This window comes from Herbaspirillum seropedicae (assembly GCF_001040945.1).
Classification (GTDB): Bacteria; Pseudomonadota; Gammaproteobacteria; order Burkholderiales; family Burkholderiaceae_D; genus Herbaspirillum; species Herbaspirillum seropedicae.
Genome location: NZ_CP011930.1, coordinates 971160 through 992883 on the forward strand (window position 1 = coordinate 971160; position 21724 = coordinate 992883).

Annotated in this window: 33 protein-coding genes and 1 pseudogene; 2 read left to right on the forward strand and 32 right to left on the reverse strand. The window is 60.6% G+C overall.

Annotated features, from left to right (window positions below; all coding sequences use genetic code 11):
- Positions 1–10: 10 nt before the first annotated feature.
- The 9 genes and pseudogenes from ACP92_RS25290 to ACP92_RS04395 form a co-directional block, all read right to left on the reverse strand.
- Positions 11–178, reverse strand: a pseudogene (locus ACP92_RS25290) (helix-turn-helix domain-containing protein); the annotation flags it as partial.
- Positions 153–536 carry a hypothetical protein gene (locus ACP92_RS04370; RefSeq protein WP_013232908.1) on the reverse strand — a complete coding sequence of 128 codons (384 nt, stop codon included), beginning with the start codon at positions 534–536 and terminating at the stop codon, positions 153–155. The pseudogene ACP92_RS25290 and the gene ACP92_RS04370, both read right to left, overlap by 26 nt.
- Positions 533–679: a hypothetical protein gene (locus ACP92_RS24810; protein ID WP_008330650.1), complete on the reverse strand. Its 147-nt coding sequence runs from the start codon at positions 677–679 to the stop codon at positions 533–535. Before ACP92_RS24810 ends, ACP92_RS04370 begins: the two co-directional genes overlap by 4 nt.
- Complete coding sequence (locus ACP92_RS04375) at positions 676–2727, reverse strand: replication endonuclease (protein WP_013232909.1); 2052 nt, start codon at positions 2725–2727, stop codon at positions 676–678. The genes ACP92_RS24810 and ACP92_RS04375 overlap by 4 nt, the downstream gene beginning before the upstream one ends.
- Complete coding sequence (locus tag ACP92_RS04380) at positions 2717–3070, reverse strand: hypothetical protein (RefSeq protein ID WP_041310210.1); 354 nt, start codon at positions 3068–3070, stop codon at positions 2717–2719. Before ACP92_RS04380 ends, ACP92_RS04375 begins: the two co-directional genes overlap by 11 nt.
- An 88-nt stretch (positions 3071–3158) precedes the next feature.
- Entirely contained in the window at positions 3159–3365 is a 207-nt protein-coding gene (locus ACP92_RS04385) for a hypothetical protein (protein WP_041310213.1), read from the reverse strand.
- Between the two features lie 79 nt (positions 3366–3444).
- On the reverse strand, positions 3445–3705 hold the full coding sequence (locus ACP92_RS24195; protein ID WP_013232910.1) for an Ogr/Delta-like zinc finger protein: 261 nt from the start codon (positions 3703–3705) through the stop codon (positions 3445–3447).
- Positions 3696–3893: a hypothetical protein gene (locus ACP92_RS04390; RefSeq protein ID WP_013232911.1), complete on the reverse strand. Its 198-nt coding sequence runs from the start codon at positions 3891–3893 to the stop codon at positions 3696–3698. Before ACP92_RS04390 ends, ACP92_RS24195 begins: the two co-directional genes overlap by 10 nt.
- The gene (locus ACP92_RS04395) at positions 3886–4128 is read right to left on the reverse strand and encodes a hypothetical protein (RefSeq protein WP_013232912.1); all 243 of its coding nucleotides are present in this window, start codon (positions 4126–4128) and stop codon (positions 3886–3888) included. Before ACP92_RS04395 ends, ACP92_RS04390 begins: the two co-directional genes overlap by 8 nt.
- Positions 4129–4441: 313 nt before the next feature.
- On the opposite strand from ACP92_RS04395, the gene ACP92_RS04400 reads away from it, so the two are divergent.
- Both ACP92_RS04400 and ACP92_RS04405 read left to right on the forward strand, forming a co-directional pair.
- Positions 4442–4879: a helix-turn-helix domain-containing protein gene (locus ACP92_RS04400; protein ID WP_013232913.1), complete on the forward strand. Its 438-nt coding sequence runs from the start codon at positions 4442–4444 to the stop codon at positions 4877–4879.
- A 121-nt stretch (positions 4880–5000) separates the two neighbouring features.
- Positions 5001–5666: a hypothetical protein gene (locus tag ACP92_RS04405; RefSeq protein WP_013232914.1), complete on the forward strand. Its 666-nt coding sequence runs from the start codon at positions 5001–5003 to the stop codon at positions 5664–5666.
- Here the strand turns inward: ACP92_RS04405 and ACP92_RS04410 are convergent, their stop codons facing one another.
- From ACP92_RS04410 to ACP92_RS04520, 23 genes are all read right to left on the reverse strand, one after another.
- Complete coding sequence (locus ACP92_RS04410; protein ID WP_013232915.1) at positions 5667–6896, reverse strand: contractile injection system protein, VgrG/Pvc8 family; 1230 nt, start codon at positions 6894–6896, stop codon at positions 5667–5669.
- The gene (locus tag ACP92_RS04415) at positions 6896–7423 is read right to left on the reverse strand and encodes a phage tail protein (protein WP_013232916.1); all 528 of its coding nucleotides are present in this window, start codon (positions 7421–7423) and stop codon (positions 6896–6898) included. The genes ACP92_RS04410 and ACP92_RS04415 overlap by 1 nt, the downstream gene beginning before the upstream one ends.
- Positions 7424–7436: 13 nt before the next feature.
- Positions 7437–10025 (reverse strand): phage tail tape measure protein, encoded by a 2589-nt coding sequence (locus tag ACP92_RS04420; RefSeq protein WP_232284903.1) that lies wholly within the window; start codon positions 10023–10025, stop codon positions 7437–7439.
- Positions 10026–10061: 36 nt separating this feature from the next.
- Positions 10062–10175: a GpE family phage tail protein gene (locus tag ACP92_RS24200; RefSeq protein WP_006464173.1), complete on the reverse strand. Its 114-nt coding sequence runs from the start codon at positions 10173–10175 to the stop codon at positions 10062–10064.
- A gap of 8 nt (positions 10176–10183) precedes the next feature.
- Positions 10184–10507, reverse strand: a complete 324-nt coding sequence (locus ACP92_RS04430) for a phage tail assembly protein (RefSeq protein ID WP_013232918.1) — start codon at positions 10505–10507, stop codon at positions 10184–10186.
- Between the two features lie 59 nt (positions 10508–10566).
- The gene (locus ACP92_RS04435) at positions 10567–11076 is read right to left on the reverse strand and encodes a phage major tail tube protein (protein ID WP_013232919.1); all 510 of its coding nucleotides are present in this window, start codon (positions 11074–11076) and stop codon (positions 10567–10569) included.
- A 54-nt stretch (positions 11077–11130) separates the two neighbouring features.
- Complete coding sequence (locus ACP92_RS04440) at positions 11131–12306, reverse strand: phage tail sheath protein (RefSeq protein ID WP_013232920.1); 1176 nt, start codon at positions 12304–12306, stop codon at positions 11131–11133.
- A 19-nt stretch (positions 12307–12325) separates the two neighbouring features.
- Positions 12326–12637, reverse strand: coding sequence for a hypothetical protein (locus ACP92_RS04445; protein ID WP_013232921.1), 312 nt, complete (start codon positions 12635–12637; stop codon positions 12326–12328).
- Between the two features lie 2 nt (positions 12638–12639).
- Complete coding sequence (locus ACP92_RS04450) at positions 12640–13314, reverse strand: hypothetical protein (RefSeq protein WP_013232922.1); 675 nt, start codon at positions 13312–13314, stop codon at positions 12640–12642.
- Complete coding sequence (locus ACP92_RS04455; protein ID WP_013232923.1) at positions 13311–13847, reverse strand: hypothetical protein; 537 nt, start codon at positions 13845–13847, stop codon at positions 13311–13313. The genes ACP92_RS04450 and ACP92_RS04455 overlap by 4 nt, the downstream gene beginning before the upstream one ends.
- Positions 13848–13852: 5 nt before the next feature.
- The gene (locus ACP92_RS04460) at positions 13853–15589 is read right to left on the reverse strand and encodes a phage tail protein (RefSeq protein WP_013232924.1); all 1737 of its coding nucleotides are present in this window, start codon (positions 15587–15589) and stop codon (positions 13853–13855) included.
- Positions 15590–15594: 5 nt separating this feature from the next.
- Positions 15595–16230: a phage tail protein I gene (locus tag ACP92_RS04465; protein ID WP_013232925.1), complete on the reverse strand. Its 636-nt coding sequence runs from the start codon at positions 16228–16230 to the stop codon at positions 15595–15597.
- Positions 16223–17146, reverse strand: a complete 924-nt coding sequence (locus ACP92_RS04470) for a baseplate assembly protein (RefSeq protein ID WP_013232926.1) — start codon at positions 17144–17146, stop codon at positions 16223–16225. The genes ACP92_RS04465 and ACP92_RS04470 overlap by 8 nt, the downstream gene beginning before the upstream one ends.
- Positions 17143–17487 (reverse strand): GPW/gp25 family protein, encoded by a 345-nt coding sequence (locus tag ACP92_RS04475; RefSeq protein ID WP_013232927.1) that lies wholly within the window; start codon positions 17485–17487, stop codon positions 17143–17145. The genes ACP92_RS04470 and ACP92_RS04475 overlap by 4 nt, the downstream gene beginning before the upstream one ends.
- The gene (locus ACP92_RS04480; RefSeq protein ID WP_013232928.1) at positions 17484–18128 is read right to left on the reverse strand and encodes a phage baseplate assembly protein V; all 645 of its coding nucleotides are present in this window, start codon (positions 18126–18128) and stop codon (positions 17484–17486) included. Before ACP92_RS04480 ends, ACP92_RS04475 begins: the two co-directional genes overlap by 4 nt.
- A gap of 147 nt (positions 18129–18275) precedes the next feature.
- Positions 18276–18527, reverse strand: a complete 252-nt coding sequence (locus tag ACP92_RS04485; RefSeq protein ID WP_156181716.1) for a hypothetical protein — start codon at positions 18525–18527, stop codon at positions 18276–18278.
- Positions 18528–18611: 84 nt separating this feature from the next.
- Complete coding sequence (locus tag ACP92_RS04490) at positions 18612–19079, reverse strand: phage virion morphogenesis protein (protein WP_041310220.1); 468 nt, start codon at positions 19077–19079, stop codon at positions 18612–18614.
- Entirely contained in the window at positions 19076–19561 is a 486-nt protein-coding gene (locus ACP92_RS04495) for a phage tail protein (RefSeq protein ID WP_013232931.1), read from the reverse strand. The genes ACP92_RS04490 and ACP92_RS04495 overlap by 4 nt, the downstream gene beginning before the upstream one ends.
- A complete protein-coding gene (locus tag ACP92_RS04500; RefSeq protein ID WP_013232932.1) occupies positions 19515–20084 on the reverse strand; it encodes a lysis system i-spanin subunit Rz in 570 nt (189 codons plus the stop codon). The genes ACP92_RS04495 and ACP92_RS04500 overlap by 47 nt, the downstream gene beginning before the upstream one ends.
- Entirely contained in the window at positions 20081–20611 is a 531-nt protein-coding gene (locus ACP92_RS04505; protein ID WP_013232933.1) for a glycoside hydrolase family 24 protein, read from the reverse strand. Before ACP92_RS04505 ends, ACP92_RS04500 begins: the two co-directional genes overlap by 4 nt.
- Positions 20608–21018, reverse strand: coding sequence for a hypothetical protein (locus ACP92_RS04510; protein WP_013232934.1), 411 nt, complete (start codon positions 21016–21018; stop codon positions 20608–20610). Before ACP92_RS04510 ends, ACP92_RS04505 begins: the two co-directional genes overlap by 4 nt.
- A gap of 4 nt (positions 21019–21022) precedes the next feature.
- Positions 21023–21232 (reverse strand): tail protein X, encoded by a 210-nt coding sequence (locus ACP92_RS04515; RefSeq protein WP_013232935.1) that lies wholly within the window; start codon positions 21230–21232, stop codon positions 21023–21025.
- Positions 21232–21723: a head completion/stabilization protein gene (locus ACP92_RS04520; protein ID WP_013232936.1), complete on the reverse strand. Its 492-nt coding sequence runs from the start codon at positions 21721–21723 to the stop codon at positions 21232–21234. The genes ACP92_RS04515 and ACP92_RS04520 overlap by 1 nt, the downstream gene beginning before the upstream one ends.
- Position 21724 lies beyond the last annotated feature (1 nt).

Genomic DNA, 21724 nt, shown 5'->3' on the forward strand with positions numbered 1-21724 from the left:
CCAGATAGCTATGTAGATCGGCAGGTTTGAACAGTATGCGGCGTCCAATTCGGTAGCACGGAATGGGGCCAGCAGGCGCGGCGAGGTCATAAATGTGCCGCGACGACACCCCCAAAGCGTCCGCTGCTGCTGAGACGCCAATTAGGGTAGGCTCAGGATTCACACTCTGCATCTGCATTCCCTTCGAAAATAGGACCAGCAACTTCTACGAAGACATTGCTGAAGTCGGCTAAGCAAAGCGACCGATCTCCGCGATTGAGTTCTGCGTGTCGACGAACGCTACCGCAGTCATCGCTCGAAAGAATATCGGCCAAGGACACACCTCTGAACGAGCCTGGAAGGGCGTTGTCGAGTTCCACCCAGGCAAATCGCTCACCATTACCCAGGTGCTGACGAATGACCGACACATAGCCCGCCAGCACACCATCGTCGGGCGTGTTGAATGTAATGCGGTCCAGGCTCTGCGGAGGCTGCATCACGAAGTCGCGCGACTTGCTGTCGGGGGCGATCAAATCAAATTTCGCAGGTATATTCATTGCTTCTTCTCCTTGGTGGCCGTAACAGAGCACACGCCAAAGCGATCGACGGCGGCGGCGATCACGTCGCAGCTATGGGCTGCGATGGCGGTGTAGGAATGGCGTGCGCTGGCAGTGCGCACGACGACACGAAACGCGGTCATGGGGCGTTCCCTTTCGTTGGGTTGGGATCAATCGGAAGTTCACCGACATCAAGTCGGCCGGCACGCCAGTCGGCGACCTGGCGCGGCGTGCCATAGCGCGGGGACTTGTCGGGCACTGGCGCCATGCGCGGCCACGGGCATGCCTTGATGGCGTCCCAGTCGGCGAGCGCGCGGCGCTGTTCTTCGGCTGTCATGTCCGGTGCCGGCCATGCTGGCCTGTCGTCTACCGCCGGCCGTGGCCAGGGGCATGCGCCCAGGGCAAGCCAGGCATGATCGATCTGCGCGGCTTGGTCGGGCTTGAACATGACCGGTGCTGGAGCCGTCTTCGGATCGAAGGACACATCGGCCGCAAAGCCAGTGACGGCGGGCTGCGTACAGTTATTTACACGAGTCCAAGGGAACCCCAACCCCGCCGATGCGCGGGCTTCTGTGCCTTGAATAGGGATCCATGTGTGGCGGACTGACTTGAAAACCACCCCTGCCATCTGGCGGCATTGCACGCCATAAGGCATGACCCGTTCGCGCTCTTCATAGCGACCGGCTACAGTCTTGGTTTCCTTGGCCAGCGTGACCATAAGGTCGTCGCGCTTCACCAGAGCACCACCTTGGGCACGCAGATAGCTCGCCCAACATGCGCGCTTTTCACCTTCGACCTTCTGCACGGCATCCCAGGCGGCCGCCATGGCCGGCGGCGCTTCTTGCATCATGTCTGCCGGCACGCGGCGTAGCTCGCGCCAGATGCTGACGGGAGCGCCACCCCATTGCTGGAACTGACGAATGCCCCAGCGGGCGGCCCAGGCCTCGACGCGGGCGGATGGTGTCAGCTCATAATCTCCGGCCGTGTCGGTGGTGACCACATAGCCTTCCTTGGTCTTGTGGTCGGCCACGCCGTCAATGTTCTTGGCTACGTACTTTGCGATATAGCCGGCTGCACTACCTTTGGCCCAATCGATGCGCTTCACGTCCAGGCGGCGCTTGAACGAGCCGGGCTCGCCACGATCCACGCGCCAGGCGTAGCGTTTCATAACGCGTATGGCGCGGCTGGCCACGTCCTTAACGTGCGGCGTGGTATATCCCGGCAGCGCGCGAACAAACACCAGCATGTGCCAGTGCGGGCATCCGTCGTGATGTGGCTCGGCGATCCGAAAGCCATACAGGCCAATGCCGCGCCTGGCCAGCGCCGAGCGTGCCAGCGCTGTGACCTTGCCCAGGTACTTGTTTGCCGTGCGCGGATCTGACCCGTCGTATTTCGGATTCGGCTTCCCGCTATGAAGTGTGCGATGGAAGCGCGAAGGGCACGACCAGGTGAGGAACAGCCCGGTATCACCGCAGTCTCTTGCAATCATCTCGAAGCCATTGATGCGCAGCATCAATTCGCCGCGGCGAATGGCCTTATTGGCGGTCGTCTTTTCGGCCAGCTCGGCGATGCTGAATTCCTGGCCAGCCTCGTTGCGCACCATGGTGGCTTCCAGCGCAGCGGCATTGCGCTTGTTCTGCGCCATGCGCGCCAGCACCGCATCGTTGCTGGCATATGGCTCGCCGTGGTAATGGACATAGCCCAGGCGGATATTGCCGCCCTCGAACGCGCGGCCGACTACCTTGCGCAGTTGCCTGCGCCACCAGCGCGGATCAACCACCCGCGCAATGATGGCGCGCAGGTCATCGTCATCCACTTCCGGCACGTCAATGCCGTAGTCGCTGCATTCCTGTTCGATGATGTCGCGGGCATGCGTATCCGAGATCGCTTTCCACAGCATCTTCTTGACGTTGTCGGCGGCCCGCTCGGCAGTGGCGCAGATGTCCGCATCGTCTTGCGAAAGGTCGATGCCAGCAGGTACGTACTTGTCCGCGAACTCACGCACGAAGTCCACGGCTACCGGCTCAAAGATGCGCCGCCAATGCCACACGGACATCAGCTCTAATGCCTCGCTGACCACCCGGCCCCGCCATTTCAATGGAATGCGTTTTAGCTCTTGCGCGAACTGCGGCGACTCAGTAAAGGCCTTATGCTGTCGGCGCGTCTTCGCATCGACTTTTCTAGACTGCATTGAGGACTCGCTCATAGGTGGTAATTGCGCGCAGCACCGCATGGCGCATGGCCAGGCGTTCGGCTTCCGTGAAAGAGTGAATTGGAGATTCCCAGCGATCAGGCGACAGTCCGGCCAGGGCCAGGATGTGGCGACGCACGGGCTTGGCGGTGGCCGCCCAGGAGTACGCCACCGCAGTTTGATGGTTGGGCCGCTGACGCTTGCTCAACATGGCCAGCGCCTTCTGCAGCTCAGCGTTCGCCGCTTCATCACCTGGCGGCGTGGGTGCTTGTGCAGCGCGCTCGCGCAACAGCTCTGTCACCGGGCGGAACGATGCATGATCCTTGATACGTGCGCAGCGCATGGTCAGCCTTTCACCAGGCCGAGGGCCGACAAGATGACCGGCGCAAGCAATAGCAAGCCTGCAAGGCAATAGGAAAGCACTGCGCGCATCACCACTCCCCCAGCAGGCCGCCGAGCATGTTCAGCCGCAAAGCAAGGCTCCTGCCGATGGCCTGCTTTCCTTCCCAAATCACATCCCATTCGGTACCACTGAGAGAGCGACGATCTAGCAGCCGCTGCGCGCAGCGGTAGCGGATCATGTCTTCGGCAAAGTGCTGCCTGACTGTTACCGTGAAATTGAAATTCGCAGTGGTCATGATTTTTCAGGGTGAGCGAATCCCGCGTGCGCCAAATGGCGCACGGCAGGCTTTGATTTATCGGGAGTAGGGCGGCGGGTTAAACGGTCGCGAGGTCTAGCGTCAACTGGTTCTTTGCGGCCAGAAATGCACGCGAGGAAATTGGAATGCGGACTTCTGGATTCGGCATGGCTGACATCGACACCGTGCGCGAGACTTCAAGTGTTGCCACGAAGGTATGGCCACATTCGACGTTCTGGCATTGGTACGTGATTTCTTTCATCATTGACGACATGGTGCGGCTTTTGGCCGCTCTCACACGATTTTGGCAGTGTGGGCATGGAATGCTGATTACGCGCATGGCTTCTTCCCCTGAACGGCATAAAGCACTCTTGCCTTGCCGGTAACACGTTTTGCACCTTCACGAACCGCTACGGAAAAAATGAACTCGGCGGCGTCTTCGATTGACTCGAATCCCTCGATCACCATCAGTTTTTTCAGTGCCTCAATGAGTTCGGGGCTTGTCTGCGTCAGTTCGATATCAGGCATTTTGAGGCACTAAAAAGTGGCTCTTCAGCGCCTTGGTTTGCATGCTTTGGTTGATTACTATTGGCACATCACGAGCAACAACGAACTCAACAGCCTTGTGCAGCATCATGTCGTGCGCCAAGGTCGCCAAGTTTTCACCCTGCAGTTGTGCGAGCGACTTCATGAAAGCGTAGTTGTCGGCGTTGCAGCGGATCACGATTCGGTGATCGCGGATGTGGCGTGGATCGTCGTACATAGACTCCCCCTGGTCAGGCGGTTGCAGATTGGTGTTCTTTTTCGTACGCCTGAATACCTTTCAGGACCATGAGGCGGAGAAAGGACGAGCGAGTCCGATGGTCTTGAACCGCATAGGCAGAGACTTTTTCCGCCTCGCGAGAATCCAGGCGGGTGGTCATAACCACCGATGTGACATCCCTGATAGCGGGAATGTCAGTTTCATGTCTTGGTGGCAATGAAATGGTGGATGTAGACATAGGGTAAAATTTGTATACGTCACTTAGCAATGACGGAAGAATAGTCCGATAAATCGTACCAGTCAACAAATTAAGATGGAAATTTCACCCTTTGGGGAACGCCTTAAGAGCGAACGGCTGCGTCTCGGCTTTTCGCAAGAGGCCTTTGCAGCGGTCGGCGGAGTCCGGAAACAAGCCCAAATTTCTTACGAGCAAGGAAAAACTCTCCCGGATATTGGATTTATGGCCGCCGTCTCGAAGATCGGGGTAGATGTTTCATACGTGATATTTGGGATTCCAACTGCGGACGCTTTGACCTCTGATGAACAGCAGGTTCTCCAGGGATTTAGGCGGCTCGACATTATCGGCAAAGCTCGCGTGCTAGGCGTTATCGAGGGCGCGGCCCCAGCGGAGGCCGGTCGCAAGAACGCCGCACACATTACCGTCGGTGGCAGCATCGGCCAGCATATTACTGGCGATATTCACGGGACACTCCAAGGCCCAGTCATGGGCAACAAAATAAAGAAGAAGTAAAGAATATCGGTGCAGGGATGCCGATTTCCGTTTGCGCGTGTGCTGGGGAGCAGCGCGTGTTTCAATTTGCCGCGACGCCTGATAGGGAGTTACGCGGTAGGTGTTAATCAGTAGGTTTTGAATGTCAGAAAAAATAGAAGCACAGGGCGATATCGGCCAGATTATCGAAGGCAACATTCATGAGGCGCCGCGGTTTAATAACGTAGTAAATCTGAACTTGGGCGAAGCCAAAAAGGAAGTGCAAAGAATTACGGAGTACCAGAGAAAAAGAATCAATATGCTGGTGAAGGAATGGGCAGCAATTTGCGGCGATAAAGAGATCGAAATTTATAAAATTTTCATCGCAGATTACGGCATCCAATATTTCCGGGAATTACCCATCGAGCATTACACGAAGGTCAAGGAGACACTCGAAGGTTGGATTGATGCGGGCACCGCGAAAACTGATAGAGCCATAGACCAAGCGCGTATGCTGCCGCCGACGTCCGAACAGCACAAGGTCCATGAATGTGCGGTCTGCAGCGAAAAGGATGTAGCGATCGCCCGAGCGCAGAAACAGGTGCTCATCCATTGGTTGCTAGTTTTGGTTCTGGCTATGACGTGCGGATGGCTACTCTACAAAATGCCCGCGCCGGCAGCACCAGAACAGGTTGCAGACAACACCACGTGTTTTTCTGAAGGAAAGGCATACTCGACCGGCGGCACCATCAGAGTGGACGGCGATCTGATCAAGGAATGCATTTACGATGCGACGGCCGGTAAATCATTTTGGTCGAAGCCACGATAGTCAATCGGTGTTGTTCTCCGCGATGATCTCGCGGACCTCTTTGATTTTGGCCCACTCCAGAGCGGCAGCACGTTTGGCACTTTGCTTGGAGGCATAGGTCCGTTTCAGTGTCTTGGCGTTGTCGGCCTTGCCTGCCAGCTCGGTGCCTCTGTTGTTTTTCTTGTTTGCTTTGTCGTGCCACTCTGCTTTTACTCCGGTGATGCCTTCCTCCGGGTCGTGATCCAGCTCGCACTCGGTATCGGCTACCTCAGATTTTGTTTCGAACTCGATGCGCGTGGTGAATCCATTTCCGTTGATGGAATGCGTGACCGTCTTCGATAGCCACTCCGTCGTATCGATGTCGGCCTTGAATCCGCTCACCACCACAGGCGACTGCGGCATGATGCGCGCATCCCCCAGCGCAAGCTGCATTTCGAACGTGGCCAAGCCGCGCTCAATCCTCTGCCATTCGGCTACGGCTGCGGTGCGCGCATCGGCTTCATTCGCAAACGTCGTACGCAGACGCTTGCTGTTGCCGGCCTGGCCAGCGACGACGCTGCGACGGCGCCCATACTTCTCATCCATCCAGAACGCACGAACTCCACTATACGCATCAGATTCCGAGCTGTGATAGCGGTGCTGATCGCCCAGCGCCCGCACCACCTTGACCACCGGCAGCGGCTTTCCGCTGGCCGTGCGACTGTCATTGATCGGCATGAAAAGCAAAGTGTCATTCTTGACCGTGGCCACCGCGTCGTATTTCTTGCCCAGGCGACGCAGCAGCGCCGAGTCGCTTTCGTGCGTCTGGTCCAGGTGCTTGATGGCGATGGCCCGCAGGCTGGCCGATATTCCGGACGCCAGACCATTGCTGGCGGCCACGGCATCCACCACGGCGCCGAGTGTGGTTTCATGGAAGCTGCGGTCGCGTTGCTGCCGAAATGCATCGATCATGCTGGCCGACCTGGCCCGAATGGTGATGCGATCCGGCGAACCACTATGCTCCACCTCAGAAACGACGAACGCGCCTTTGTCCACCAGCGGGGAGCCCTGCCAGCCCAGGGCGAAAGACAGCTTGGCCCCCATGGGCGGAATCTTCAGCTTGCCGTCGCCATCGTCCAACTCGATATCGAGCTGGTCAGCTTCATCACCTCTGCACTCGCGCAGGGTGATGCTGATGAGCCGATCCGAAACCGGTCGGCTGATGTCCTTTTCTTCGATGATGATGCGAAACGCCGGTGCGGTAGTCGTCATCAGCTACCCCCACCGATTGCGCCCTTGACGCCGTTGATAGCGCTGCCCACCACATCACGCGCCTTATCGGCAATGCTGTTCGTGATCCCGTCGATGTCGACCATGTTGCGCAGGTCGGAGATATCACCCAGGCCGAGCGCCGACAACACGCTATCGTCCGTGCGTTTGAGCTTGATGGTGAAATCGATGCGCTTCGCGTCACCATCGCCATCCAGCACGGTGCGTCCTTCGTCGATGCTCTCGATGACGTAGGAGCCGTAAATCCGGCCCGTTCCTTGGATCAGAAACCAGCTCTTCCCGGTATCGGCCATCAGGCGCAGCGCATCGAGCGAGAAAGCCGAGCCGGTGAGCTCAGGCGCAATCCAACCGGATAGCGTGATAGCGTCATCCCCCTTGCCGGTGTACTGCAGGGCATCGCGCCGGCCGACGCGCGAGTTGCCCGCGAACTTCCATTGCGTTTGCCGCTGCAGCTCTTGATAGGCCAGCGTGGGCAGGCTGAAAACGAACATTCCCAAGACCATCATCATGATGCGACTCCTGTTAATCCCAATCCGCCAGGTTTGAACGTTGGCGCGAGGCCTTCATCCGGTCGCGCCGATCCAGCTCGACGGCCACCGCGCGCGCAATCGCTTGCTCATCCATCCCAGGCAGTGGCTGGATGATGATTTGCACCGTGTCGCCCTGGTGGACGACCGGTTGCGTGCTCGCCGCGCTGAGCGGCGGGCGGCTGTCGAACGCCATGGCCGGCATGCTTCCCGCGCCGATGGCCACGGCTGCGCCGGCGCTGGCCAGCTTACCGGCCAGGCCGCTAACGGCCGACAGCGGCCCGTCTTGGCCACGATTCAAGCCCACGGCCAGACCCTGCATGGTGTAGTCGCCCAGCTCCGCAAATACGCGGCTTGGGCTATGGATGTCGAGCTTTTCCTTAAACCACCCGATGACGCTTGATCCTGCGCCCAGCACCGCATCCTTGACCGCGCCAAGCGCCCTGGTAATGCCGCTGGCCAATCCCTGTAGGATCATGGCGCCGAAGTCCGAGAACTTCGCCGGCAGCTCAATTCCGAACCAGCTCAGGACGCCCGCAAAGGCCTGGTAGAAGATCCCCAGCGGCGACCAATTGATAATCAGCGCAGCAACACCGCCCAGGCCGCCGGCAAAGGCTGCACGGACCTGCTGCCAGAGATTTCCGAAGAAGCCGGCAATGGGCTCCCAATTCCGGTATAGCAGATAGGCCGCGCCGGCAATGGCCGTGACCGCCAGGCCAATAGGGTTCATCAGGAACACCCGGCCGAGCCACATGAAGACCGTCCCAATGCCGCGCAGGATCGGCATGAGCAGATTGCCCTGCAGGCCGATCTTCGCGAACAGGACGTGCAACATGGCATAGGGGCCGATGACAGACGCCAGGGCCAGCATCAGCGGCCCCATCACCACCATGATGCCGGCGATGGCGCTGAAACCTACAATCATTGCCTTGGCCGTGGCAGGATTGCGCTCCATGAAACCGGTTAGCGCCTGGACGGCGTTCGTAGCCATCTCCAGGCCAGCGGCATACAGCGGCAGGATCTTGCTGCCCAGCTCCAACTTCAGATCGGCTACCTTGGACAGCGTTTCGAGTTCCTTGCCGCTGGCCGTATCGCGTCCGAGCTTGTCCAGTTCGTCAATGTTGGCCGCGCCGCGGTTGAGCTTTTCATTCTTGTGGATCTGCGCACGCTGCTGGTACATCGTCGAGAACAACTGCGCCGCCGTACGGTTCGAAAAAATACCGCCGATGGCATCAAGGATGCCTTTCTCGTCGGTGATGCCCTTGCTGGCCAGTTGCGGCAGCAACACCTTTTCCATCCATTCGAACTGGTTTTCGCGGAACAGGTCAGCGCCCTTGATGGCGCCCGGATTCAGGTACGACACCTGGCCGGCCTTGTCGTGCCTCACCTTACTGGTATCGCCGATCAGGCCCAGGTCTGCCAGCATGCCAATAGAACGCTTGGTGGTGCGGCCCTGATAGAGGTTCTGATAGGCACTCATCATCGACGTGCCCACCCGGTTGCCGCCCATTTCCTGCACCAGCGATTCCATCTGATAGTAAAAGGCCTCATCCTTGATGCCCTTAGCGGCAATGCCGCCCGTCTTGATCAGGTTCAGCCACTCGCCCGGGCCGACCCGGCCGCCGGTGGCGGTCAAGACTTGCTGCACCATGTTGGCCTGCTTGGAGAACGTGCCAATGTCCTTGGTCCCGTTGCGCATTTCGATGACCTTGAGCATGTCCATGAACTTGCGCTCGTTCTCTGCACCCTCGGCCTCGCCATAGAAAGCATGGTTGCCGAATTTCATCTTGGCCATCATCGGCGCCACCATTTCAGCATGGTGCGTATCGCCGAAGGCCGTGATGCCGTCGCGCAGCAGTTGCAGATTGTCCAGCTGACTGGTGCCGTAGGTTTTCATCTGGCGGGCGAACTTGATCGCCTCAGCCGTGGCCGCCGGCCCCAGGCCAAGCGCGCGCACGCGTCCGTTCTCGGTCTCGTAGTGCTTCGCCTCTCTCAGGCCCGCCAGCGCAGGCGCACCCATGGCCGCGCCAGCAGCGGTTGCGCCGACACCCGCAGCGGCCAGGCCGCCCGCGGTGCTGCGCAGTTTGTCGGCGCGCTGGCGCGCGTTGGCCATGACCTGCTGCTGCCGATTGCTGGCGGCAAGCTTCTTCTGCTGGTCGGCCAACTCGGCATTCGTGGCAGCAATGCTGTTCTTGAGCCAGGTTTGTGCATTGGCGAGCTGGCGGGAGCCAATGCCAGCATCGGCCAGGCGCTCGCGCAGGGCGCGATACTGCGCTCCCTGCTTTTCGCTGGCATCTTGGAGAGACTTGACGCTGCGCACCGCTGCGTTGAATTCGCGCGTCATGGCGCGGGTCGGATTTTCGGCCGCCTTCATCCGGGCGGCCAGCTCAGAGACGCGCTGCTGCGCCGTGGCCAGCTCAGCACTGGTCTTGCGCATGCTCTGGTGCAGGTCGCGCAGGCCGTTGAGGTCTGATTGCTGCTTGTTCAGCTCGCGCAGGCGGTCGCTGGTGTCCTTCAGCGCCTTGCCGGTGTCCCTGGCGCCGCCGGCGATCTTCTTCAGCGGGGCGGTGATCTTCTCCATCATGGAGAAAACCACCTGCATCTTGAGTTCATTTGCCATTTATTCCGCCCCGCTTCTTACTCGGGCGCGTTCGCGCCACTTCATGAGGTCTGCCAATTCCAAGTCATCCATCGCGGCGGGCGGCCAGTGGAAGACCGTCGCGATGTCTGCCATGGCGTCTTCTACTTCGATTGGGAGACCAAGGCGCGGTCCGCCTTCGGTGCCAAAAAAACCGATACTTCCATGCCGCACTTGATCAGGTCGGCCGGGTCCATGTTGGCCACATCGAACTGCGTCAAGGTCGGCTCGCTGATGCGCGGCAGCACCACCTGCAGGGCGCTCACGTTCATGTTCATCAGGTCCATCAGGCTCACGCCCCGCAGCGCGCCCGACTTGGGACGGCGCAAGGTCAGTTCGGTGATTTGGGTATTGCCGCGCGTCAGCGGTTCATCCAGCTCGACAACAACGGATTCGATCTTGGCGGCGGTGGTGGTATTGGTGGTCATGCGAATTCCTTGTCAGATGGGGAAATGAGAACAGCCGGCGGCGGCCGGCCGCCAGGTTCTTACAGGCCGATGGCCTTGCGGATATCGGCTCGACGATCTTCGCCGCCGACAATCTCGATTCCGTTCATGAAATCGAAATCGAAAATCACTTCGTTGTCGATGGTGAGCTTGTAGGCGCTCAGTGGCATAGCGAACTTGTGGGCGGTGTCTTCGCCTACCTTGGCGTTACCCATGTCCACTTCCTTGTAGCGTCCGCGCACGGTGATTTCGACCGCCTGCACCGAACCGTCGTCATCGTTCTGGTATGCGCCCGCGAAGCGCAGTTGCACGGCGCCATGCGACTTGGCGGCATACTGTTTCAACGATTCCTTGACCAGGCCGCCGGCGGTCCACTCCAGCTGTATCGCTTCCTGCCCCAGGTCAACGGAGACGGGGCCGGACATGCCGCCGGCGCGGTATTCCTCCATCTTGCGCGACAGCTTGGGCAGGGTTACTTCGGGGACCATGCCTCTATAACTGATACCGTTTTCGAAGAGATTGAAGTCCTTCAGTTTGTTGGCGATGCCCATGTTTGATTCCTTTCTCGGTGGGTGAGTTAGCAGCCGTTCCCTGGCAGCTAGCGTTTACGCCGCGACGCGTGCAGCGAAGTCGGCAAGGTATTGATCGGTAATGCGCTGCTGGAACAGCAGGTTTTCCACCGGCGGCACAGGGGTGTAGCTGTAGTCGATGGTGAGCTTGCCGGCCTTCAACGTGTCCTTGTCGTTGTACTTGTCATCGAACCAGGCTTCCCCGTCGATGATGTAGCCGCTGGCCTTCAGCGAGCGGAACTTGGCGTTGATGCTGGCCACCAGGTCCTTGACCAGGGACGGTGTCATGGGCAGGTCCACATAGACCAAATGCGCTTCTGCGATGGTGTCGGCCAGCACCTGCGCGGTGCGGGTGTAGTTCTCGAAGGGGAAGTAGCCGCCCTGGACTTCGCAGGTGCGCGAACCCCAGAAGCGATAGCCGCTCATGTTGATCAAGGTGGTCACTTCCTTGGCGTTGAGCACGCCGGCGTCAGTGGCTGGGTCTTGCAGATCCCAGAACACATCACGGCTGATGCCAGTCGGGCCGTTCACGACCACATTGGACAACGTCTTGTGCCAGCCGGTCTGTTCGTCGATCTTGGCGCGCAGGCCCAGCGCGAAGGCGACGGCCGAGATATTGGCGTCCTTGCTGGTCGCCGTATCCCACGAGACGAATTCGGGCCAGAGCAGCATCACTTCTCGCTGCCCGAATTCGGCTCGGTAGGCGGTGGCGGCGGCCGCCGTGGCGCAGTTCCAGCAGTAGGCATAGACGAACGCCCGCAGCGTCTGCGCGATGGATGCCAGCGCATTAGTCACTGCCTTGGTATCCAGGAACGGCGCGCCGATGATACGCGGCTTGATCCCCAGCTTGGCCTGGGCGGCCAGCAGCGCCTTGACGCCCGTATAGCGGCCTTCCGCCGAGACTCCGCCGATGACAAGGCTGGTCTGCTCGGCCTCGCTTTCGGCTTCGGCCACACGCACCAGCACCACCAGCGGCTTGGCCTGGGCGGCGATGGCTTCCAGCACGCGGCGCATAGTGCCGGTTTTACCCGCTTTAGCCTGCGCGGAAACCACGTTGGTGATGAGCACCGCCGTATCCAGCGGGAAGGCCTCTGCATCGGCGTCATCAGCGGTCACGATGACGCCGATAACGGCAGTGGAAATGGTGCGAATTGGGCGCGTACCTTCGTTGATTTCGATGACGCGTACGCCGTGGTGGTAGTCGGTTGCCATGGTGATAGCTCCTGTTGGGTTAGGCTTGCGCCGGTTCTTGGTCTTGCAGCTCGCCGGCCTCGTCCGGCACTTCCAGTTCGGCCGTGTCCGCCGGCGGTGCTGGCAATGGAATCTCCTCGATGATCCATTCGCCGGTGGTGTCGTATTCCGGGTGCATCGCCGTGAACGGAGAGAGCCAGCGGGCGCGATGGCCGTCCGGAATGGGGGGCGGACGCTGTTGCACGGCCATGAATGGCACGTTGAGGCGTTCTTCCATGGGGAAGGGGTAGGCGGCCACCGCGTAGAGGAAGACGCCGGCTTCGTCGGTCTGATAGCAGGTAATAGCGGTCATGGTCAGATGTGGATACGTGGGGCAAATGCCGTGTTGGCGTGGCGGGTTTCAGTTGCGGTTCGGGCTACGCGGCTGGCGTCGAAGATGACCGGCACATAGGAGCCAGAATCGGCAGACGGCCCGGGTGTTGCACCGCTCCCGAGCCCGAAAGCCCCTGTTACCGTGGCCGGGTTGTTTTCAACCAGACCGCCGCTACTGGCGCTGCGCTTGAAGGAACCCGTAATGTTCTGCAGGGCGTCAGCCTGGAAGGAGCCGATACCACGGACACCTGCCGTATCGGCGTTCGTGCCGGTAAATCGGGTGCCGACGTTGCGCAGGTCCGGCAAGCGGAAGTAGGTATCGTCAACATCCGCGAACTTGAACTCCTTTGCGGTCCAGGCGGCGGCCGCTACGACATGGCCGTTCTGCTGCGCCCATGCCCACAGCGATGCCTGCGCAGTTTTTGACGCAAGCCCGCCGACCAGGTCCGCTTCGTACGAACGCGGTACGGTGGTGGTGCCAAACTCCAGAGCGCCGCAGCGCAGTGTCCGATAGCCCTTGAATGCGCCGGCGCCGGTCACTTCCACCCACTCCAACCAGCCCAGGCCGGGAACGAAGATCAAGGCCGCTGCTTTCTCTGCCGGGATGGCTTGGAAAAACATCGGCCCGGTGATGACGCTATCTGCCAGTGCGCTCATACATCCTCCTTCATCTGTGCCATGAGGGCATCAATCCGCTTTTGGAGGGCCTGCATTGCGGATCTGTCGCCGGTCAGGACGAAAGCACGCTGGGCGGCCGGTTGCTCGTTCTGTTCAATCAGAGCGATCTGCGAGGCGATGGCGGCATTGCGTGCGACCTTCGCTGCTGCCTGGTCAATCTCCCAGGTCTTTCCATTCCATGCGCCGAACGCGGGCGGCGGCTGGTCGGTGAGGCCGCATTCCTGGGGCGTTACGCCAATGCGTTCCAGGGCTTCCTGCTGGCCGCTGTCGGTGTGCCAGTAGATGCCGCGATAGTCCGCGACTTCGCGCCAGGAACCATCACGGTAGTCTTGCGGAACCTGTCCGTCGTCGGAGAGGTAGGCGGCCACATGCCCCGGAGAGACAAAGGGCGGTGGGGTGTCGATAGTGGCAAAGGCCGGCAGGCGATACTGGCCAGGCAGCAACGGGTCTTCACGTGCGACATCCGGCTCGATCAGTTCACCGGTTGCCCGGCTGTAATGAAAAATCTTCATGGTTTCTAGTAAGCGATAATGGGCAGATAGTTACGATTTCTCGGGCGCGTTTCTGCTGCACCGGCAGGCAGGACCAAGCCAGCAGAGGGGCCGACAAATCCACCCGATCCGTTTTGGAAGTACCAGCCCGTGCCGCCGCCGACGCTAGTGTTGGACTGGAGATTGTGAGAGTGGCTTTTCAGGCTATCTTCCCGCTCACAACCGATCTGACCGCCGGTCACGGTCAGGGCAGTGGCCCCACCTGATGCAGCAGGAAGGCTCAAGGTGATGCCGGCCGCAGAGATAGACGCAATCGTGGTGTTGGCCTGCAAGCCGGTGCCGGCCACCGGTTGACCGACGAACAGGCCACGCGTGGACGAAAGGCCCGTAACGCTCACGCTTCCAGCAACCAGAACCGCATCGATGACCGACTTTTCGTACGCACGGGAGCCCTGGTCAAGCGAACGATCGAACAAGCCACGATCATCCATGATGCCGAACGTGGCCGCGCCGCCGCCATTGCCATAGCCGTGCAGGAAGAACCGGCCCAGCGCATTGCCGGTGCTAGCGGTGGCGTTGTTGGTCAACGTCACCTGATTGGTGCTATCGATGCTCTTGATGGTGGTGCCGGCCGGCAGCGTGGCGTGCTCATATGGCATACCCACCCAAAGATCAGAGGTGCGAGACAGCCCGCTGACGATTGCGCCGTTGGCGCTCTGCGTGATGGTGCCAGCGCGCACTGGTGCGAGGATGTCGAACAGCGCCGGATAGCTCGCCCGTGGGTAAGCGCTGCCATCACGAACCAATGCCCAGGCCGGGCAATCCAGGGTTGGCCATTTCATCGGCACGCCCGTCAGCGCCGGCGCTGCGCCCAGGTTCTTGCGCGCCGTGGGCACGTCGGCAACGTCCGCCAGATTCTTGCTGGAATCCAACGGATTGACGACGGTTCCAGCGGTCTCATTCTGCGCCACGGCCATGCGGGTGCCATTAGGATAGGGCTTCGCCAGCGTGATGCGGCTCTGGCTGTTGACAACGTAATCCAAGCCCTTGTCCAGCCGTGCGCCGCCGATGTAGACCACCACGCCATTGGTGGTGACCTTCGCCAGATCGACGACGGTCTGCCCTGCCGCCAGCGTGATGGACTCCTCAACGGTGTTGACATTGATTTTCACGCCATCGGTCAGGTCTGCCCATTCCACATCGCCGCTGCCGTTGCTCTTCTTGCGCAAGATCTGGCCGACCAGGCCGCCAGGTATCACCTCCGCCGGATGATGGGTGTGGACCTTCTGGGCCGCGTAGCTTTCCAGATAGCTACGGGTGGCCAGGACGACGCTAGGGTCAATCTTCAGCTCAACGGTCGCAGCGCTGGTCACCACGATGACCATACGAATGACCTGCGTTTTCCCCGACCCTTCGGACATTTGCGGCTTGTAGGTCGGCGGGCAGTTTCCAATGGCCACGAGGTCACCATCTTCGTCATACAGGCCTTGCTCACGAATCCACCATCCGCCGACGTTCTCAGGGATGACCTGTTCCACGATGACCTGATTTCCGTTCTTCGGATCAAGTGACACCTGATTCAGCGGCGCCCGGCGAACCTCATTCAGCAGCTTCGTGCGCTTCTTGTCGGGAACGGGGACAGTGCCGTTTCCATCCCCGACGCCCATTTCCGCAAAGCGGAAAGGCACGCCCAAGGCCTTGGCCTTTGCGTCCTTGGCTTCCCCGATTTCGGTCAGGGTGCAATAGAAATTCTGTGCCATCATTTTCCTCAGTTGGTGGCGATAAGCGGGAAGATCGTTGTCGATTCGATCAAGTGCAGGCGCGCATAGAAGCCCTGGGCCAACTGCACTTCAATCGGATCAGGCGAATAGGGATACACCGTGATTTCTTCGCCCATGTACGCCCCGACCGCAATAGCCGTGGTGCCTCGAACCTCAAGGTGCAGGGCCAATCCGATGAGGTGGCGAGATAAGGGCTTGGCGTCATCAATGAGCCGTTCCATTTCCAGAAACATCGCATCGGTGATGCCCGAATCCAGTACACCGACCTCCAGCGCGAACGTGCCCCGCTTGCCTCGCGGTTCGGTCTGCCACCATTCGGTGATTTTGATGAGGTAGCCCAGCGACTCGACCACGCCGCGCACGGCCGCAATGGTCCCCTTGTGCTGATGGATGTACCGGGCGGCCTTGATGGTGCCGCGCTTGATGCTCTCGGACCAACCATCGTCCCAGCGGTCCACGGAAAACGACCAGGCCAGGAACGGCAGAAGCTCAACCGGGCAGCGGTCGGGGCTCCACAAGTCGCGAAGGGGAACCGGCGTTTCCGCCAGCTCCGCGCAGGCACGCGCCAGCGCACGCTCTAAGGGCGTGGTGTTGGGCGGCAAGGTAGGGACGGGGTTATACATCGTCCACTTCCTCCAGCACCTCGGCCTTGATCCTGATCGCCGTGCAGCGCGCTGCCTGTGTCCGGCCGCACAAAATATCGGCCGCCGGCGACTTGACGATGACGTTACGCACGCCCTCGACCTTCAGCGCCGCCACGTAGGCATTGCGATACACGCTGTAACCGAGAGGGCGCAGCGGCTTGGAAATCGCCGCTGCGTTTGCGCGCGCGGCGTTCAGCGCAATCGCGGCCTCTGGCCCTTTCTCCACATAAACCACTGCCTCTAACTCGTAGTCGGTCACGGCGCCTTGCACCACGTTGACGAGGTCGCCGAGCGGACGGACATCCTCGGCCGACAGCGCGGCGTCCACGGTCGCCAGCAGGTCCGCCGGTGCTTGCCAATCTTCCGTGTTGGCCAGCACCGCCACGACCACTTCGCAGGGGGCCGGGCTGATCGCTCGAGCGTCCATCACGCGGCCGTCAGCACTGCGCGCGTGGAATTCATAGGCGTTACGCGGCCCGGCCACGGACAAGGCGTCAGGCGCTTCTTGGATGCGCAGGCGGTAGGCATCGTCGCCTTCCAGCACTTCGGCCACAGGCGGCTGCGCGTCCGGATCGGCTGGGACCAGCACCAGGCGCTTGACGTTGTTGTTGGCTCCAATCTGGTCAAGGTCGGAATCCATGGCGAAGGCCAGCATGATGGCCTTGGCGGCATCGTTGACGCGGTTGCGCAGCAGCAGCTCTTGATAGGCGTTCTCCTGCAGCAGCTTGGTGGACGGCTCCGACTCCAGGGCCAGCACCTTGGCGGCGGCGTCGCGCTGGTCTTCAGGCAGCAGCGCCAGCACGGCCGCCTTGCGCGTGGCCAGGATGGTTTCGAAATCCAGCGTCTCCAGAACCTGCGGCGCGGGCAATAGGGTCAGGTCGATAGGCGAACTCATTGCGCCGCCCCTTCACGGACCTGCACCGAGAACTCCACGGCTGCACCGTTCGTGACGCCCTGAAGAACGACGGAAACCGCGCCGGTGGCATCCCGGTTGAGCGTGACCGACGACAACGAGATGCGCGGCTCCCACAGGGCCAGGCGATACGCGACGGCGGCATAGATGCGCAGGATGGTCACGCCGTTTAGCGGCTGGTCGATCAGCTCGGGGATTTCCGATCCGTAGTGACGGCGATAGATGCGGGTTCCCAGCGGCGTCATGAGGATGTCGCGCACGGACTGCCGGATATGTTCCAGCAGGGTCATGCTGCGGCCAGTGGATGCGTTCATGCCGATCATGGCTGCGACGCTCCCGAACTCTCGTCACCGCGCTTGACCTCGCCGTGCTTGTGGCGGCGCAGGCTGATATCGCCTGCTTTCACATCGCCAGCGGCCTGCACATCCCCGTCAACGATCATGGCCGCGCCATCACCACCGCCGAGCACCTTAGCGCCCTTGTTCAAGGCGCTGAAGCCCTCCACGATGAGATTGCCCTTGATGGTCACATTGCCGGTGCAGGTGGTTTCTTTGGCATCTGCCGTGACGGCATCCGCTTTCACCAGGGCCGAGCTGCCCGCCGGCAGGATGGCGGACAGCGTGTGCCGGCCGAAATCGTAGAGCACCACCGCGCCGTCAGGGTAGTGGATGGAACGGATCGTCAGGGAGGTTTGCGGCGCCGGCGAATCGGCCGAGAACAGGCCGGCCAGGACTTTACCTTGGGTCAGGTCGCCGTTAGGGGACAACACAATGACCTGCTCGCCAACGGAAGGCGGACACCAATCGACCACATCACCGGCGCGCAGCGCGACCCACTGCAGCCAGGTGGTCAGCAGAGAGGGAGATAAGCGCACGCGCACCTTGTCCGCCCTGATCTCGGCAATCTTGCCGGTGCGGATCAGGTTCGGGATGGTGCGGACGAGTTCGGAGAGGTCGGGCGTCATGCAATCCATGTTGCCGGATCGCGCGCGGGAAGGCACTTTACGACGGGTTGATATCCGCCTTATCGACTTTTAATTCCGTAAGAAGCGCTTTCGGTCTACGAAACTAGTTGTTCCACTATGTGTGCGGCATAGCGCGAATAGAGCTATTCATGCGCTCGACTTATCATTAGCAGCGGCTCCCTCTTTCCCGTATTCGACAAGTAATATCTCAAGTTGAAGACACATCGGCTTCATTTGGCCAATTAAATGCCGAAGCGACGCCATTACCTCACGGCACTCTTGTCGCTCAGCAGGTAGCTGAAGGCTGCTTTTCTCGGCTAATTGGAAGAGAGATTTTGATTCATCAAGAAGCAGCCCCAGATCAGACATCTGCTTTTTGAATTTTGCAAGTTCATCCATTTCGGCTTCACGCCCTTTCTGCTCAGTTAGCAGATCATGAAACGCCAATGGCATATTTTCAAGCTCGACAGTTCGGGAGCTTCGTCATTCAAGCGTCATATGCGCCAGCAGTATTTCTCTAATCTCATCAATATCTTTTTCTGTAAAGCCTAGCAGCCGGCGCTCTGGATATTTATAGCTCGGCCCGCGTGGCGCGACCTTATCCGGTAGGCCTTCGTGATGCACCCGCGCGACGCGGGCCACCTTACCGAAGAAGCCGAGCGATGCTTGGCTGGCGTCCGCCTTGATTTGCAAGTATTTATTCAGGCGGAGCTTGTTGAACATCGCCGCCTTCTGTCGCTTGATGCGGCCAGACTTGCTACGCAGCTCTTTGCGGTTCTTGCGTGCGGGATAAGGCGTGCCATCGGGGGCCACCTGCTGGGCGATCAGGCGGGCATGTTCGCGTCTCAGGTCATTGGCGACCTGGCGCACGAGCTGGCGCCGCTGCGCCGGCTGCACCTTCGCGATCAGGGCGGCCGCCCATTCTTCCAGGCGTTGCAAATCGTCACTCATGGCAGCGCCGGAACGTCCCATTCAGCCAGCCGCGTATCACCCTTGTAGAGCTGCCAGAAGGCATCGGCAAATGGTGGCGTGAGCTGCGGCTCGGCTGGATGCGATACCTGCAGCCGACCCCCATCCTCGCGCTTGACGATAGTGCGCTCGGTGAGGGACAGCTTGATAGACAGGTCCAGGGATTCGGCGCTGTTCATGTCCACTTCGAAACGCACGGCCTTCTTGGCGTTCTCCGGGTTGGCGAAGGCGTCGTGTTGGTGGACCCGCAACCAGGCCAGCAGCGGCACGAACACCAAATCGAGATCCGGGCCGATGTCGGTCAAGATGAGGTTCAACACATAGTCATATTCGAAGGACATGCCCGCTGTGCCAGTAGCACGCGCTCCGCCTTCGTCAATGAAGATGTGCAGTTTGTCCGGGTTCTGCGCCAGTTGCTTAATCGCCTTGCGCAGGTAGTCCCGTAGGTTCGTGGGCTTGTACATTCAGGTTCTTCCGCAGAGCGTTGTAGGCGTCGATCAGGGCGTTGGCTTGCCGGATGGCGTCATCGCCTTCTCCGGCGATGTCGTCAAGAAACTCCGCTGCCGCTGGCGCAAGTTCGGCTCGCGCTTCCTGGCCAGGTCGGCCGAGAGCGCGGGAATCTGCGCAACCGGCTCCGGCGGGCACTGGAGCGATGACGGGGACTGACAGGCGGATAGCGCCGCTGCGCACGCCAGCAATAAAGGTGTTTTTCTCATGAAGAGCGTCGTCCCTTTCTTTGGTGAGTTTGTCGCTGATGGACTGGATATCGTCTCGGGCACGCCGCTCTGCAGTCAGTACCTGCAAGGTTCGGTCGGCCCGCGCATCGGCCGCCGCCTGGTTGGCAATGGCAATTTCGGCCTTCAGGTGGTAAATGTCGGCATTCTTGCGCCAGCCTTGCACCACCCAAGCCGCCGCCGCCACTGCCGCCAGCATGCCCACGCCCAGCACACCGCGCAGGCGAGCGCGCCACGATTCGGTGAGCGTCATGCCAGCACTCCACCGGCCTCGACGAAGGCGAGGTGCAGCTCTTCGCTGGTCTTGAGCGTCGGCAGCTCGACGGCTTGGCCGCCCTCGCGGGTGAACGCTTGTTCCAGGTCCACATAGCGATGCTCGAACTGCCCATATCCTGCGCCTGGCAGCGATGCCCAGATGTTCTTGCACTTGGCGATAGCCGCCGCCACGCGGCCCGCATCAATGTCAGGGAGCGCGCCGCGTTCGTCGATTTGCTGCAGGGCGATAGCATCTTGCACGTCCGGCCCGAATCCGGTCAGCCGCAACTGCTTGCGATAGAAATCGTAGTAGCGCATCAACAGCTGGTAGCCGCCGGCCGCCGTGGACCAGTTCTTGATGCGCGGAATCCAGACCCGCACCCGTGGATGGTCGGCATAGCTGGTAAAGCGGGTGCGGCCGACGATCTGGTCATAGCCCCGGTCGCGTGTGGTGGGCGAATTGGACGTGCCTTCGGAAAAGCGCAGCATGCCCAGGAAGGCGCGGCGGTTGTCGATCGGATTCACAGCGCATCCTTCGCATCACGCGCCAGCTCGGCAATGTCCTTGCCTTGGCGCCGTTGGAACCACAGGGCGACGGCCCGAGTTACCCACCAGGCCGGCGCTCCGACCATCACGTCAACCGGCTTTGGCCCGAGCACGGCAGCTATCGCAGGGACGTTCCGGGCCAGCACGGAAAACGCCACGTCGCCGAACATGATCGAGAACGCCCCGGCGCACGCCAGGCGCACCACGAATTCCTTTTCGTTGAAGCTGCCATCGGCATTGCGCGGCGGCAGGACGATATACAGCAGCGCGGCGCCGACCATGCCCAGCACGGCCTTGATGCCGTAGATTTTCAGAATGGCAGCGATGCCGCCCGCAGATTCTGCTGCCATGACGTGATTTCCCCTTGTCAGTGTTTTGGTATTCATGTTGTCAATCCCACAGGCTGACGCTGTCCTGCGCGGTGGTCGGTGTTTCCACCGCAGCAGGTAGCGTGACGATGGTTCCGGCCGGCAGCACCGCACCGAGCGCGGCCAATGCTGGATTCAATGCAAGCGCCTGCTCGACATAACCGGCGCTCGCACCCAGGTAGCGAAACACCAGCGCGTCGAGCGTGTCGCCTTGCTGGCTGCGCACCTGCATCAGATCAGCTCCACGGTCGCATGCGTGCGGCCGAGCATGTCATTGATGGCCCAATGCCCATTGCGGCGCTGCACGTCCGGCGCGGTATCCATCCATTCCATTTTTTTGGTGTCGGTCAGCGCGCTAGCGGTGGTGTCGTAGTCTCGATAGCTTTCGAAAATGTCGGCCTTGGCGAAGCTGTACACCGCACGCCGGTAATGCGCGACGAGCTGGCTTTCCCCGTCCACCTTGGGCGCAGGCACCTCGTCCAGCTTCTGGAGGCCGGCGGCCAGGTGGCCAGCCTGCCAGTCACGCAGCAACCGGTTGACGGACAAGATCGCGTCCACCAGCGCCGGCCGCAGCCGGGCGTCGGTGACAGTCGAGTCCAGCCGCATGGCGTCGCGCATGGCCGGCATGCTGATGTCGGGGAAAAAGCCGTCGTTGCCAATAGGCTTCACGTCGGGCGGTGCGGCGGGCTCCGGTATCACCGGTATGTCATCGATATAGCTCATG